The sequence below is a fragment of the Brevundimonas viscosa genome (assembly GCF_900116065.1).
Lineage (GTDB): Bacteria > Pseudomonadota > Alphaproteobacteria > Caulobacterales > Caulobacteraceae > Brevundimonas > Brevundimonas viscosa.
Window position 1 is genome coordinate 1 of record NZ_FOZV01000015.1, and the last position, 14773, is coordinate 14773.

General features: G+C 63.0%; 11 protein-coding genes and 1 pseudogene. 5 read left to right on the plus strand and 7 right to left on the minus strand.

The features are described from left to right. Positions 1-87: 87 nt before the first annotated feature. Positions 88-300: a hypothetical protein gene (locus BM333_RS15340; protein ID WP_092313774.1), complete on the minus strand. Its 213-nt coding sequence runs from the start codon at positions 298-300 to the stop codon at positions 88-90. Between the two features lie 200 nt (positions 301-500). Here BM333_RS15340 and BM333_RS15345 point away from each other — a divergent pair, with 200 nt between their 5' ends. Together BM333_RS15345 and BM333_RS15350 are read left to right on the plus strand one after the other, a co-directional pair. Then, a complete protein-coding gene (locus tag BM333_RS15345) occupies positions 501-929 on the plus strand; it encodes a hypothetical protein (protein ID WP_092313777.1) in 429 nt (142 codons plus the stop codon). 41 nt (positions 930-970) lie between these two features. After that, positions 971-1300: a hypothetical protein gene (locus BM333_RS15350; protein ID WP_092313780.1), complete on the plus strand. Its 330-nt coding sequence runs from the start codon at positions 971-973 to the stop codon at positions 1298-1300. A 114-nt stretch (positions 1301-1414) separates the two neighbouring features. Here BM333_RS15350 and BM333_RS15355 read toward each other — a convergent pair whose 3' ends face one another. The 3 genes from BM333_RS15355 to BM333_RS15785 all read right to left on the minus strand — a co-directional run bounded on the left by BM333_RS15355 (position 1415) and on the right by BM333_RS15785 (position 5827). Further along, complete coding sequence (locus tag BM333_RS15355) at positions 1415-3991, minus strand: polynucleotide kinase-phosphatase (protein WP_092313782.1); 2577 nt, start codon at positions 3989-3991, stop codon at positions 1415-1417. Further along, positions 3988-5391, minus strand: a complete 1404-nt coding sequence (locus BM333_RS15360) for a 3' terminal RNA ribose 2'-O-methyltransferase Hen1 (protein ID WP_245777317.1) — start codon at positions 5389-5391, stop codon at positions 3988-3990. Before BM333_RS15360 ends, BM333_RS15355 begins: the two co-directional genes overlap by 4 nt. A gap of 148 nt (positions 5392-5539) precedes the next feature. After that, a complete protein-coding gene (locus tag BM333_RS15785) occupies positions 5540-5827 on the minus strand; it encodes a hypothetical protein (protein WP_143105859.1) in 288 nt (95 codons plus the stop codon). 603 nt (positions 5828-6430) lie between these two features. Here BM333_RS15785 and BM333_RS15790 point away from each other — a divergent pair. From BM333_RS15790 to BM333_RS15370, 3 genes are read left to right on the plus strand one after another with little or no spacing between them, the layout of a single operon-like run. After that, complete coding sequence (locus BM333_RS15790; protein ID WP_177221928.1) at positions 6431-9481, plus strand: hypothetical protein; 3051 nt, start codon at positions 6431-6433, stop codon at positions 9479-9481. Next, complete coding sequence (locus BM333_RS15795; RefSeq protein ID WP_143105861.1) at positions 9474-9947, plus strand: hypothetical protein; 474 nt, start codon at positions 9474-9476, stop codon at positions 9945-9947. The genes BM333_RS15790 and BM333_RS15795 overlap by 8 nt, the downstream gene beginning before the upstream one ends. After that, on the plus strand, positions 9944-11164 hold the full coding sequence (locus BM333_RS15370; protein WP_143105862.1) for a phosphorylase family protein: 1221 nt from the start codon (positions 9944-9946) through the stop codon (positions 11162-11164). Before BM333_RS15795 ends, BM333_RS15370 begins: the two co-directional genes overlap by 4 nt. Before the next feature lie 401 nt (positions 11165-11565). On the opposite strand, the gene cueR is transcribed toward BM333_RS15370, so the two are convergent. The 3 genes and pseudogenes from cueR to BM333_RS15385 form a co-directional block, all read right to left on the minus strand. Further along, positions 11566-11994 carry a Cu(I)-responsive transcriptional regulator gene (gene cueR / locus BM333_RS15375; protein ID WP_092313791.1) on the minus strand — a complete coding sequence of 143 codons (429 nt, stop codon included), beginning with the start codon at positions 11992-11994 and terminating at the stop codon, positions 11566-11568. Beyond that, complete coding sequence (locus BM333_RS15380; protein ID WP_092313794.1) at positions 11991-14474, minus strand: heavy metal translocating P-type ATPase; 2484 nt, start codon at positions 14472-14474, stop codon at positions 11991-11993. The genes cueR and BM333_RS15380 overlap by 4 nt, the downstream gene beginning before the upstream one ends. Before the next feature lie 78 nt (positions 14475-14552). After that, positions 14553-14773 (minus strand): annotated as a pseudogene (locus BM333_RS15385) (DUF305 domain-containing protein); the annotation flags it as partial.

Consider the following 14773-nt stretch of genomic DNA (forward strand, 5'->3'; position numbering starts at 1 on the left):
TCTGCTCTTCCGTGAACCTTGACCGCTTCATTCTGTCCGTCCTTTCAAGGGGCGGACTCTAGCTATTCCTGGAGGAGTTTCAGGGGGTCACGTCAGACCGTATACGTCGTCCTTCCGCCGGATGTCGGCGTCGTCGAGGTAGTGGTAGACAACATCGTGCGGGTAAGGGGGCTCTTTCCCTCTCGCGAGCTTCCCGATTAGCTCCAAGCACATTCGGTCGACAGAAACCCAGTCTATTGGGCTTGCCTCTTCTTTCGCGAGGATCTCGCGCAGGTCGGACCTGAGTTCTTCAAGGGTCATTGCGTTAACTTAGCCGAAGGCTGCGTCCCGGCAACGTCCGCTATCCACCCACAGGCGACTGACGGCTCCCGACCCCTAGCTGACATTCGTCCTGCCCGCTAATGTTGCGACGGCCAAAGATCTGTCGGTGAGAGGGATGTCGATTGCGAGAAGTAATCTCACGTTACAGTCGCCAAAGTTGTCGCGCCTTACTGAAGAGATTGGCCCTGCCACTCGCGTTGCTGGTGCTCTCGGTCGGTGGGGTTCTCTTACTTGGGCCAAGCGTTATCGCCGACCGGCCTTACAAGGCCGGCGCTATCCTGCTCTTCTTCCTGACTCTCATATGGATCATCGTGGCGGGTGGCCCTCTGCTAATCAGCATCATCCTGGGCTCGATCTGGGAAGAGGAACATGTGTGGCTCGAAGGGGGCAGACTTCACATCGGACTTCCCTTCACCCGTCGGGTGTACCTTCGGGACATTTGCGCCGTTGAAGCTCGATACGCGCCCGGCGACATATTCGGCCGGATGCTGACCGTCTCGATCCTCGGCGGCCGAGACGTGTCATTCGTCACAGACGTCAGCACGGAAGACTACGAGCAAATTAAGGAGCGGATCGAGACGGCCGCTCAAAGGGTGGCGGTCCCGTAGAACTGCTTGCCGAGGTGAGGGCCAATGTCTGAAGCTGGCGCATGGCAACCGATTCAAAGATCAGATTGATCGTGGCCGCTGATGAGCCGGCACTGTTCTACTCGTCGGTCTTACAGGCTGAGATGGACCTTGAGGCCATCGACGTGCGGGATGGCGTCTATCCCGTCGGCTACGGGCCCGACGGTCAAGTCTTCAAGCTGGAAGCCATAGGCGACCGGGTGCGCATCTCACACGTGGAGGGGCTGCCGCCGAAGCCCGACGATCTGCGGGCCCTTCTGCTTCGCTACCTGTCAGCCACTGGCGTCCGTGACGTCGAAGAGGCTGATCCGCTTGGGAGCTTGCTGGCGCGGTGCGAGGCGACAGTGGACTAACGTCCGCCCCCCACCCGTCCCGGACGTTCAGGCCGTTCGCGGCCCCGGGGTCGGCAGAGCGCCAGAAGCGGAACTTAGCGCCGAAGCGGAAAGCGGACGTTCGTTGCCCCAGATCTAGAGGCGCGGATCGATCGGCTCGCTCTCTAGCGCAAGAACCGCGAAGACGCATTCATGAACGCGCCGCAGCGGCTCGCGAGCAACGAACCGCTTCAAGGCTTCATGCCCCAGCGCGAACTCGCGAAGGGCGAGATTGCGCTTGCCGCCCAGGCCACGCTCGCGAAGCCGGACGAGGTTGTCCGGGGCGTCGTATTCCGGGCCGTAGATGATGCGCAGGTATTCACCCCCGCGCACCTTCAGCGCGGGCTGGATCAGACCCTTCTTGCCCCGGCTGACAAAGTCACGCGGCTTGACCACCATGCCTTCGCCGCCGGACGCAGTCAGGGTCTCCCACCAGCCGACGGCTTCGGCGCAGGCGGCCTCGTCGGCGAGGTCGACGACACGCCACTGGGTGCGCGTCACGACGCCTTCGCCCTCGGCCAGGCGATCGGCGAGCGTCATGTGCCAGACGTGGTCTTGGTCGAACCAGACCCGTCCTTCGCTCGCGAGCAGATGGAAGGGCGCGACCTTCAGGTCGTCGATGCCGGACACCGGCCAGACATAGGGCGCCCACGCCGTCGCATACCGGTCGGCCCGCTTGGCGCGATCCTCGAACCGGGCATTAAGAGCGCTGACGTCGAGGTTGCGACCCATTGCGCGAGCCAAGGCCTCGCGGGCGGTTCGGAAGCCCTCGGCCGAGGAGGTGGCGACAGGCGCATACTGGCTTTCGATCAGGCTGCCGGCCTTGGCCGACCAGGGCATGATCTCGGCGTCCAGCAGCAGCCAGTCGGTGGCCAGTTCGTCCCACAGGCCCGTCTCATCGACACGTGCCCGCAGGCGGGCCAACAGGCCTTCGGTCATCGCCGGGACGTTGAAGAAGGAGCGGCCGGTGCGGGTCCAGATGGCCCCGCTCTCCTCGCCGGCGACACCGAAGCGCTCGCGCGCCACCGAGGCGTCGCGGCACAGGGCGATCACCGCCCGCGAGCCCATGTGCTTCTCCTCGCACACGACCTGGGCCACGCCGCGCTCGCGGAAGTGGGCGAAGGCCTCCTCCGGCCGCTCGAGCCAGCCATCAACAGTGCTCGTTTCGGACGGCGACATGGTCGGCGGCAGATAGGTCAGCCACTGGGGCGCCAAGGCGAAGCGGCTCATCACCTCCAACGCCGCCGACGCATTCTCCTCGGCGATGACGACCTTGCCCTTGAGTTCCGTCTCGATCCAGCGGCGCCCTGAGACGTCCTGATAGTCGAGCACCCCGTCGGCGTCGGCCTGCGCGGACTTGCCGAGGCTTGATCCGCCGAGCGGACGCATCGGTTCGAACCAGGTCTTCTCCGCCGACACTTCGACGAGCTCGCGCTCGGGCCAGCGAAGCGCCGTCAGCTTTCCGCCGAACACGCAGCCGGTGTCGATGCACAGGGTGTTGTTGACCCATTCGGCCGAGACGACCGGTGTATGCCCGTAAATGACGGCGGTCTTGCCACGATAGGCGGCGGCCCAGTCGGCGCGGACAGGCAGACCGAACTCGTCGATCTCGCCCGTGGTCTCGCCGTACAGGGCGAACTCGCGCACCGCGCCCGAGCCGCGCCCGATCATTTCTTCCTTGAGCCCGGCGTGGGCCACGGCGAGGCGGCCATCATCGAGCCAGACATGGCTGCGGAGGCTGTCGAGGAAGGTCGGCAGACCTTCGCGCAGGCCCCGATCCTGGCCTTCAAGCTGGTCGATGGTTTCCTGCAGGCCGTGGGCGATCGTGACCTTGCGGCCTTCCAGCCAGCGGCCGAGTTTGCGCTCGTGGTTGCCTTGGACGCAGTAGGCGGTCCCGGCCGCGACCATGCTCATGGCGATGCGCAGGGCATCGGGGGAGTTGGGTCCACGATCAACCAAATCGCCGACGAAGACGACCTTTCGGCCCTCGGGCGAGGTGACGGTCACCCTCCGGTCGCCGCGATCTTCGGACCAGGCGATCTCATAGCCAAGTTTGCGCAGCAGGGTCTGGAGTTCGTCCGCGCACCCGTGCACGTCGCCGATAATGTCGAACGGGCCGTGGTCATCGCGCTTGTCGGTCCACAGCGGCTGGCGGGTGACGACGGCGGCCTCGATGCTGTCCTCGCTGGTCAGCTTCCAGACCTGACGGAAGCCCTCGCGCTGGAGACCGCCCAGGCCTTTGCGGATTTCCATCGCCATCCGCTTGGGCACGCCGGGGCCGAAGTCGCGATCGGGCCGAAGCGCGTTGCGCGCGATGCAAACGTCGACGCCCGGATCGATGACGATGGCGATCGGCAGGGCATGCCATTTGCGCGCCAGTTCGACCCAGGCCTTGCGATCGGCGGCGCGCACGTTGGTGGCGTCGATCACCGTCAGCTTGCGGTGCTTCAGCCGTCTGGCCGCGATCTCGCGCACGAGGTCGAAGGCGTCGGCCGAGACATCCTGATTGGTCTCGTCGTCCGAAACCAGGGCGCGGCAGTAGTCCGAGGAGATGACCTCGGTCGGCAGGAAATGTTTCGCCGCGAAGGTCGACTTGCCCGAGCCGGTCGAGCCGATCAGCACGACGAGGGCGAAGTCGGGAATAGCGAGGTCCGTCTTGTCAGCTTCTCTCATCGCGTGAACACCGCCATCTGGGTAGGCGCGCCGAGGGTCGCATCTTCGGTTCCGATGCCGCTGAAGGCGGCGGTGTAGCCATAGGTCTCGCCGATCCTGCCCGCCCAGGCCTCGAACTGCGCCCGGCTCCATTCGAAGCGGTGGTCCGGATGGCGGAAGGCCCCGGCGGCCAGGTTCGGAAACAGGGCGTTGTAGTCGGCGTTGGGCGTGGTCACGATCACCGACTTCGGCGCCGTCTCGCCGAAGACGATGCGTTCGACCAGCGGCAGCCGGTCCTCGTCCAGGTGTTCGATCACCTCGACCAGGACCGCGACATCGGCCTCGGCCCAGCGGCTGTCGCGATAGGTCAGCGATCCATGCAGCAGGGTGACGCGGCCTTCGGGCGGGCCGCCGAACTCGTTCAGCTTGAGCCGCTTTGCCGCCCATTCCAGTTCACGGGCAGCGGGATCGAGGCCGAACAGGCGCTGGACCCAGCGCTCGCGCACCAGCCGGTAGAGCAGCTTGCCCTCGCCGCAGCCGAGGTCGGCGATGACCGTCCCGCCGGTGGCGCGGATGGCCTGGACCACGGCGTCGAGACGCAGATCATTCAGCCGGATCGGCGCCTCCAAGGCCTCCTCGGGCGCCACGCGAGTCTCGGGCGGCAAGGCCTCGCCAGCCGTCTCCGGCGCGAGACGTTCGAGAGCCACGCGCGCAAGGGCGCCGCGATTGCGCAGGTAGCGCCGCACGATGAGGTCCTTGGCCGGATGAGAATCGAGCCAACCCTCGCCCTTGGCCATCAGCTTGTCGATCTCGGCCTCGCCGACCCAGTAGTGTTTGGCGTCGTCCATGACGGGGATCAGGACGTAGAGGTGGTTTAGCAACGCGCTGAGCCGGCCGACGCCGGTCAGTTTCAGGTGCCCGTAGCGCGCTGCGCCGGCCCCCGATCCGACGCCCTCAATCGGCGTCAGGTCAACGGTCCAGCCCAGCGGCTCGAACAGGCTTCTCACCAGAGCCTCGCCCCCGCGCAGCGGCAGCGGGGTCACCACCGCCTCCAGCGGCAAGTTGCTGCCCGCCAGGTCCTGGCGCTCCTTGGAAACGCCCGTCATCGCCGTGCGCAGGGTCTTGTTCAACGCCACCGACAGGAAGGACGAGGCCGCATAGGGACGGTCGTTCACATACTGGTCCAGCAGGCCGTCGGCCTGACCCTTGCCGCGCACCAGTCCGACGGGATCGACATCGAGGATCAGGGCTGCCTCGCAGCGCTCCTCTGTCGCTTCCGGGTAGAACAGCCAGGCCTTGCCGAAACTCAGGTCAGTCTCGTGCAGTCGGTCCGGATGCTTGTGCAGCAGAAAGCCGAGATCGGTGGCAGGCCTATGGGTCGTGGCGATCGACAGGAACATCCGGCACGGGTAGCGCACCATCGGCGAACAACCAATGGGAGCCGGCCCCTCTGGAGCGCCTCAGCGCCAAAACCTGACACTGGGACGGCGGCCGAAAGGGGACGTTAGCTTCGCTGGCGGTGATCTGTTCGGCGGCCTCGTCAGCAAGGCCTCGTTTCAAGCGGATGAGCTATTCGATCTGAGCCTTACCAAACCAAGCCTCATCAATCTGGCCAATAAGCTCCGCTTCTAGTCCCATCGATGGGTCAGCTCGGTGGTGGGCGCTCAACAAAATGGGAATGGCAAAGCTGACCCGATGAGTCGCTTCTTCACTCCGGGTCCGCTTCCGCGCGGCATGCCCGTCGACTGAGACATCGGCATCGACGACGAACACTTTTAGCTTGGAGCCGGCCTTGCCGGTCGCTCCCGAAGAACCCTCCTTGGCATCCGAGACTGAAAGCGACACGTCGAATGTCACGGTGCTCTCCGTTTGCCGAGACACACCTGCGACGCTCCCTGGCGCAATCGAGACTAAGTCCTTGCTCCTAACCTTTGCCTTGGCAACGCCAAGAGCAATTTCAGACAGCGTCGTTTCTATAAACTGATCTAGCCTCACCACCTCACCTCATCGCCCGACGCGACATGATCCGGCCTAAGATTGCCGCGATCAATTTCGCCTCGATTGTAGGAGCAGATCGGGTGTCCCGGTCGCGCCAGTAGCGGACATTGCCCTTTTTCGCGGGTTGTGGACCTTACAGTGAAGATTCCCCGACTGCGGCGTGCAAACTCCCGCGGCCGAACTGTGCGCTGGAGCCGGTCTAAGCAACGCTCCTGAGCGCGCGGCCTAAGCGGGCGCGCCTCGTTTGACTAGAATAAGGGCGAGCGCCTAGCTTGCACCGTTGCGGGCGAGCCAGCGCAGCCCGTCAAGGGGAATCAGTGTTTGACCAAGGTTCAGCGCAGAAGGGGGAAAGTCAGGCAACAACGGGCACCCGCCGCACGCCTTGGTCCCGCCGTTACAGCGTTCATGCGCGGGGACAATGGGACACCTGACATTATCATCGAAATCCACCGACTGCTAAGGATGCACGCCGGTGAACCTGTCGGACCAATTAACAAATTCGTTCTGAATAATACGTTCAGAATAAACCCCAACGACTTTGGATCATCGCTACGCTTCACGGCGAAGCATATCGCTCAACTCGGCGATCTTTGGTCTCAGCCTGCCGGACAAATTGAAGATAACTGGCTCGCTGTGGCGATCGAATACGCCTTGACTAATATTGATAGGGTTGCGGCTTGGATCGATTTCAATGCCGAAGCGTCTGGTCTTATTGCGGAACAGCGGCCTGACGACGTCAAGCAGCGCTTGCTCGCGCTACACCGCACCGATCAGCAGTCGATGTACTCCATGCGGCTTTATGCTTCGCTGCACGCATACTCAGATTCCGCAATCAACGAGTATTTATCCGGCAACCTGACATCATCGTGGTTCAAGGGAAGGCTTCTCTACCCACTTATATTTCACGCGATCAACCAGCCATCTGAGTCATCCCTCTACCAGATGCTGGAGCATTTGCTTCCCGTCAAAGCGGGAGACAAAACCGAGCACAAGCTCATCCATTTTCTCTTAGAGCCGCAGCGGGTTACCGAGGCCAGCCTTTCGTTTCGTTGCTACGTCGGCCTCATGAGTCATCCATACGATGCCCTTGAGTACATAACTCAGCACTTGGAGCTCGTTGCTGCTGAACGTCGGCAGTGCAGACCCTTCCTCCTGGCATGTGTCGATCGGCTGTCCGAGGCGTTTCCAGACCACCGGATTTCCCGGCTCCGCCCGATCTTACATGGCGCCAGCTTCCCTCTCATAGAGCGGCCAAGCCAGCTTTTGGGCCTACGCCTTACAGAAGACATGCACCGCCAAATCATTCACATGGCAGATGCTTCCCGGGAAGCAGCGGAAGCAGGAACAGCGTCGCCATTAACGGACGCGCTGGCTTCACTGCGTTGGAATATTTACCCGGTTAAATCGGACTACGACCTACTCGACACATATCGTACTCGATTTGCCATGCTGTCGGCCGGAACACTCGTCGATTGGCTATCCAGAGCTCTCTTCTTGTTCGAAAGGGAAGACTACCGACGAGAGCAGCTCTGGCTATTCCGCGGCGCTCTGATGTGTGGCGGTGTTTTCCCGCTCCTCGTGATGGGGCCTACAGGCCCGCAGACGATAGATGCTTGGTCAAATTCACTTACGCCGCCGGGGACAGCGGTGTTGAACTTGGTCGAGAAGTCCTTCGGCGGGAGAACAAATCTTCGCAATGACAGGCTTTGGATCTCAGTATCAAACTGGCGGATCGCACTCCTGCAACGGCAGGGGAAGCTTGCAGAATGGAGCAAGGCCGCACGCTCAACCTTTCCGGTTTGGCTTGAGCCTCGCTACCTGTCAGGACTCGATTGGGTTTGGCTCTCACAGGTGATCAAACAGGTCGGCGTGCTGCCATTTCGAGGACACGCGGACGGCATTTATGTTCTCTTCCTCCGGCAAGTCGAGGAAAATCTTCGGGAGTATTCGGCGCTTCGGATTGCCATGGAGCCGTTTGTCGATCGCGGAAACATAAGCGGCTTCTTCGATTGGGTCAGCCAAGAATACGGGGCCGACGCGCTCGCTATTATTCGCGTTACTTTGACGCCGGATACGATTCTGAAGCTGCGGCTAGCTGAGAACTACACCGCTGCGCTGACGGCTCGGCTGACGCTTTTGGAATCCGGGGTGAAAAAGTTTGGTTTCATTGATGGAGTACTAGGGGAGGATGATCTTTCTCAAGAGTCTGCCAACCTGACGGCATCCCTTTCACGGATGAGCTTGGGCGCGCGTCAATTCGAACTTCCTTGGGATACCCTAAAGGCGGACGCTGTCACGAGAAACCAAGCTGCTTATGATGCCTATATAACAATGACGAGTGCGATGAGCGATAGCTCGGCTATCACCAACACTCGTAGAGTTTCGAAATACCCTTATTCCGGGGGCGCGATCATTGAGTACGAGGCGCGAAACAGAGACTGGCCACTTGTCCTGACTATAGCCGGCATCATCGATACATTCCTCACACACCCAACTGCCGGAATCGAAGCCATACTTTCAGTGCGTATTCGCCACGACGCCTTTCGGCGCGAGGTGCTCGCGTCTGTCCATCAGGTCGCGAACTCCCGGATGCCGGGGGTGCACCGCGCAACGATCGCGGCCTATGCGAAAGCTGCTGAACCGGCCCTTTCAAGGCAAATTAATAGCTGGCTCGACGCTCGAATGCACACAGTGCGCAAGAGTAAGGAAGGAGCGTTGTTCGAGTTCGCGCCTACCCGTTCCGAGATGTCTGATCTTCTGGCCGAGGCCATTCCGAAAGAGGACTTCTCGTCGGTCATCGACATCGTTTTCGACTGGATTAGGCCACGCCTCGATGCCGCCCTGGAGCGTGCTCGTGCCTCGCTGAATGACGAGCTATGTCCACGGCTCAAGGCGAAGCTCGTAGAAGTTCAAGTGGAGGTGCAGCACTTGACCGGCCGCCCTGCCGAAGTCGACAGGATCGCTCTCGCCACTGGCGCCGCCGTCGAACGCAGACTGCTGGCTCTGCAGGAGTGGTTCCGGGTGCCCGAACGCCTAAGAGATCATTCGCTAACGATGTATGAGATCTATTTGGCCGTTCAGCAGCGGTTCCAGCCGCACGGGAAGGCCGGAGGCTTGCGATTTGGCGACATGCCACCGAGCATCTCAGGATTGCCAGTGCGACCAGAGCACATTCGGCACATGTACGATCTGCTGAGCGAGATCGCGCAGAACGCGATCAAGCACAATCCATCTCCTGCGATACGGCTCCGTCTCGGCACCGAAATCCGAGAGGGGCAGGTCTACTTGATTGCGTCGAACTTAACCGCCCGTGCCGCGCCAGGCCGGATTCGGATCGAGGGGCACCCGTACGAGAAACTGACGGATAGCCTTTTCGGTGAAGGAAACTCAGGCTGTAAGAAAATTGCATACCTCAACGCGTCGATACGGAAGAGGGTCGGTTCAATCGATCTGGTCCGTAGGCGTCAGTCTTTCCATGTTCTGATCCCAATGGCGGATCACAATCATGGATAGAGTGGATGTTCTAATCGTCGAAGATGTAGATACGAAGTTCAATGATGTTGCTGGAGTCGTTCAGTCAACGTTTGGCGATCACGCCAAAATAGTCCGGGCCAAAAACCTGAACGACGCCGATGACTTGGTGATGTCAGGTGACTGGTCGCTATTGGTCCTCGATTTGTCAATGGATATCGCTGCTTCGGGTTCGATGGATCTTGGCTCCGGTCACGCCACACTTGCAGGATTAGACGTGGTCGACAGGCTGGCGCTCATGAAAATCGCGATACCGACGGTGATAATTACTGGCTTCGACAGTTTCCAAGATCCCGATCGATTCGATAACGCGATAATGGGTGTTGAGGAAGTGAATGCCTTGGCAATCAACATGTTGGGCGCCGACTATCTTGGCTGCGTTCGATACGGGCATGAGGACTGGAAGGAGATTCTTCAGTCCGCCATTTCACGCAGGAGAGTAAGTTGAAAATACTCATCGTTCATGATCGCCGTGATGTTGGTGAACAAATCGTCGAAGTCGTACACGCCAGCAGTGCTGGTTCAGACGCCCTGCTCGTTGAGGATGCAGTCACCGCGCGCGACGCAATGGCGGCAGCATTCTTCGATCTCCTGATTTTAGACCTCACCATACCCAACGTGACCGGTCGCGGAGAGGCAAACTATCAGCCGGCGGAGGCGTTACTCGAGGAGCTTTTCAGCCCTGGCCAAATCCTGACCCCGGCTAACATTCTCGGGATCACTCGAGAGGCCGACGTCGTGGGGAAAATCGGGTCCAGCATCGGTGCCCACCTCATGGCGATTGTAGAGGAGGATGAGGATGGTCTTTGGAAGAAAGACCTGAGTGACCGCATCTCGTATGTCGAGGTAAGTCAAAAGGCGCGAACGACTGCTTGGCTTACCAAGTATGACTACGATCTACTTTTTCTGACTGCTCTAGACAAAGAGCTGCGGCCTTTCAGGGATATGTTCGAGCTCCGCGATGCACCGGGACTTCCCGGCGTTCATGAGTTTATCTTTAACGACAGAAAAGGGACGCCGAGGCGAGGTGCCTGTTCGGCGATCGGCCGCGCGGGTCAGCCGTCAGCGGCGTCAGAAGCTCAGGGCTTGATCTGCCAGCTTCGCCCGAAGCTAGCGATTATGACGGGGTTCTGTGGTGGCGTTCCCGGCAAGGCTGATCTGGGCGACATCCTATTCGGCGAAATCGCTATCGACTGGGATTATGGTAAGTGGAAACCGACGCCGGCTGCTGCCAAGCTCTATTCACGTCCAGAACCAATCTCGATCCGAAACTCGCAGATCCACCGAGTGGCCAGACGTTTGGTAGATGCCGGTGCCAAGTCGATTGATGGTTTGACAGACAGAATGTTCGTTCTGAGTGAGGGCGAACTTAAAACCCCAGCCCTGCGGCTCACCCCGTTTGCCTCTGGATCGGCCGTCATTGGCGATCCTCAGGTATTAGAGAGCATCAGATCTCTGAACGAAAACGTAGGCGGCGTTGATATGGAGTCCTACGGATTCTATTACGCTAGCCACTATGCACGTTCCGCCAAACCGGAGTTCTTGTGCATCAAGGCGGTCGCTGACGACTGTGGCCCGACGAAGGACGACCGCCTCCATGAGGCCTGCTGTTACGCTAGTGCGCAGGTGGGCCGGCACATCGTCATGGTGGAGTGGGAGTTCTGATCTGTAGGCCCAACGCGGTCCCAGCTCCTCCGATCCTCGGACAAGGCGCTGTCGTGCTGAACTGGCTCGTCTAGCTGGCGGCTCTTGGGAAGCTCATCCGTTGGGTCGCGCCTCCCTCATGCGACCGTAGAGTTGACGCTATCGACCGGCGGCAAGAGCCAGCCTCGGCCCAAAGGCCTAGCACCTTGTGGTGCTCCAAGCGGACGTCTCCGACCGCCGCAATGAGTCAAAGGCCGACTCTTGGCGCACCATCGTTGGCAAGGTCCGCGCCTGACTCATTTCGGCCGTTGGGAATGTCAGCTTCAAGGCGAGACGCCTCCGCCATCGCCCCTTGGTCATCCACCATGTCGTCGAAACGTTTGGCGTTACGGGGGGCGAGGTCAGACCTTATGACGAGCCCGTTATCGGGCGATACGTACGTTGGACTTGAGCGCTCCAGTTTGTCGCGTCGAGAGATCGACGAGGATCGGACAGTCCGGCCGGTCGTCGCCGGCGCAGCACTTCGCCAAGGTGCGCAGGGCGTCGGCCATCGCCTTCATCTCGGCGATGCGGGCGTCGAGATCGGCGACGTGCTTCTGGGCGATCGCCTTGACCTCGCGACTGGGGCGATCGCGATCACGCCAGAGCGACAGCAGATGGCCGATCTCCGCCACCGAGAACCCGAGGTCGCGGGCGCGGCGAATGAACTGCAACTCGTGCACGTCCCGCTCGCCGAAGTCACGGTAGTTGCTGTCCGTCCGGTCCGCCGGGCGGATCAGGCCGACGGACTCGTAGTACCGGATCATCTTGGTCGACACGCCCGTCGCCCGGGAGGCCTGGCCGATGTTCATGAGTGGACTCCTTCGAAGCGAGAGCTGAAGCCGCGCAGACGCAGGGCGTTGGTGAGGACGCTGACGCTGGACAGGGCCATGGCGCCGGCGGCCAGCATGGGCGACAGCAGCCAGCCGAACAGCGGGAACAGCAGACCAGCTGCGACCGGGATCAGAACGACATTGTAGCCGAACGCCCAGACGAGATTCTGGCGGATGTTGCGCATGGTGGCGCGCGACAGGGCGATGGCGTTGACGGCGCCGCGCAGATCGCCGCCGATGAGCACGACGTCGGCGCTCTCGATGGCGACGTCCGTGCCGCCGCCGACGGCGAGGCCGACATCGGCCGCCGCCAGGGCGGGGGCGTCGTTGACGCCGTCGCCGACGAAGGCGACGCGACGGTCGCCGTCCTGAAGGGCGCGGATCGCCGCGACCTTGCCGTCGGGAAGCACCTCGGCGCGCACCTCGTCGATGCCGAGGCGCCGGGCCACGGCCTCGGCGGTGCGGCGGTTGTCGCCGGTGATCATCGCCACCTTCAGGCCCAGCGCGTGGATGGCGGCGATGGCGGCCGGCGTCGTGGGCTTGATCGGATCGGCGACTGCGATGACGGCGGCCAGCCGGCCGTCGACGGCGGCGTAGAGCGGGCTCTTGCCCTCCTCGCCCAGCCGTTCGGCCTGATCGGCGAAGGCGGACAGGTCGTGGCCAAGGTCGCGCATCAGACGGTCTGCGCCGACCTCAACGGCGCGGCCGGCGACGCGGCCCTCGGCGCCGTAGCCGGGACGGGAGGAAAAGGTCTCGGGCTCCGGCACGGCAAGCCCGCGCGCCTCGGCGGCCTTCAGAATGGCGCGGGCGATGGGGTGTTCCGAGCGCGTTTCGAGCGCGGCGACGAGGGCGAGCACCTCGTCCTCGATGAAGCCGTCGGCGACGGCGAGGTCGGTCAATTCGGGCCGGCCCGCGGTCAGGGTGCCGGTCTTGTCGAAGGCGACGACCTCGACGCCCTGCAGCGCCTGGAGCGCCTCGCCCTTGCGGAACAGCACGCCGAGCTCGGCGGCGCGGCCGGTGCCGACCATGATCGAGGTCGGGGTCGCCAGTCCCATGGCGCAGGGGCAGGCGATGATCAGCACCGCGACCGCGTTGACGAGGGCGAAACCCAGCGCCGGCTGCGGGCCGAACGCCAGCCAGACGCCGAAGGTCACGGCGGCGATGGCGATGACGACGGGCACGAACCAGCTCGTCACCCGGTCCACCAGGGCCTGGATCGGCAGCTTGGCGCCCTGCGCCGCCTCGACCATGCGCACGATCTGGGCCAGCACGGTCTCGGCGCCCACCTTCTCGGCGCGGAAGCGGAAGGCGCCGGTGGTGTTGATCGTGCCGCCGACGACCTTCGCCCCCTCGCCCTTCTCGACCGGAACCGGTTCGCCGGTCAGCATGGACTCGTCCACGAAAGAGGCCCCGGACAGGACCGAGCCGTCGACGGGAATTCGTTCGCCCGGCCGGACCGCGATGACGTCGCCGGGCGTCACCTGATCGATCGGCAGCTCGATCTCCGATCCGTCCCGCTCGACGCGGGCGGTCTTGGCCTGAAGGGTGACCAGACGGCGGATGGCCTGGCTGGTCTGGCCCTTGGCGCGGGCCTCGAACCAGCGGCCGACGAGGATCAGGGTGACGATCACCGCCGCCGCCTCGAAATAGACGTTGGCGGTCCCCGCCGGCAGCCACCGCGGGACGAAGGTCGCGACCGTGGAGAAGGCCCAGGCGGCGGTGGCGCCGAGCACGACCAGCGAGTTCATGTCCGGGGTCAGCCGGACCAGGTTCGGAACCCCCTTCCGGTAGAAGCGCAGGCCCGGCCCGAAGAGCACGAAGGTGGCCAGCACGAAGCTGACGATCCGCCACGGCGTCATGCCGAGGGTTCCCATCAGCCAGTCGTGGGCGCCGGGCACGAAATGCAGCGCCATCTCGACCACGAACAGGGGCAGGGTGGCGGCGCCGGCGATGGCGACGGCGCGACCCAGGCTGTGGATCTCGGCGGCGCGCGCGGCCTGTTCGCGATCCCCGCTGGTCGCGTCCGGCGGGGCGGCCGCTTCGGCGGTGTAGCCCGCCCCGGCCACGGCGTCGGTCAGGGCGCGCAGGTCGGCGGCGCCTTCCAGCACCCGGACCGTGGCCCGTTCAGTGGCGAGGTTGACGCTGGCGTCCAGCACCCCGGGCGCCGCCTTCAGCGCGCGCTCCACCCGGCCGACGCAGCTGGCGCAGGTCATGCCGCCGATCTTCAGTTCTAGGGTTCGCTCGATCGGTTCGTAACCGGCGGAGCGGATCGCCTGGGTCACGGCGGCCGGTGAGCCGACCTCGTCCAGTTCCACCCGCGCCCTCTCGGCGGCGAGGTTGACGGTGGCGCTCTTCACCCCCGGCGCGGCGCGGATGGCCTTCTCGACCCGGCCGACGCAGCTGGCGCAGGTCATGCCGAGCACGGGAATCTCAAGGGTGCGCAGGGTCGTGGTGGTCATCGGGACGGTCTCCGGGATTCCAGGTCCCGCCTCGGATGGGCCTTCCAGTCATGGGAAGGTCAAGCCCCCATCCGGCGGCTACTCCACCGCCTCGCGAATCTTCGGCTCCATGTCCGGCGTCAGCACCGCCGGGCGCGGCGGGAGCGGCCGATCGGCGCGCTCGCCGTTGAGCTCGATGTCCGCGATCAGCCTCTTCATCTCCTCGATCTCGCGGACCTGACTGGCGATGATCTCGTCCGCCAGCTCCCGGACCCGGGGATCGCTGATCTGCGCCTTGCTGGCGTTGTTGATGGCGATGG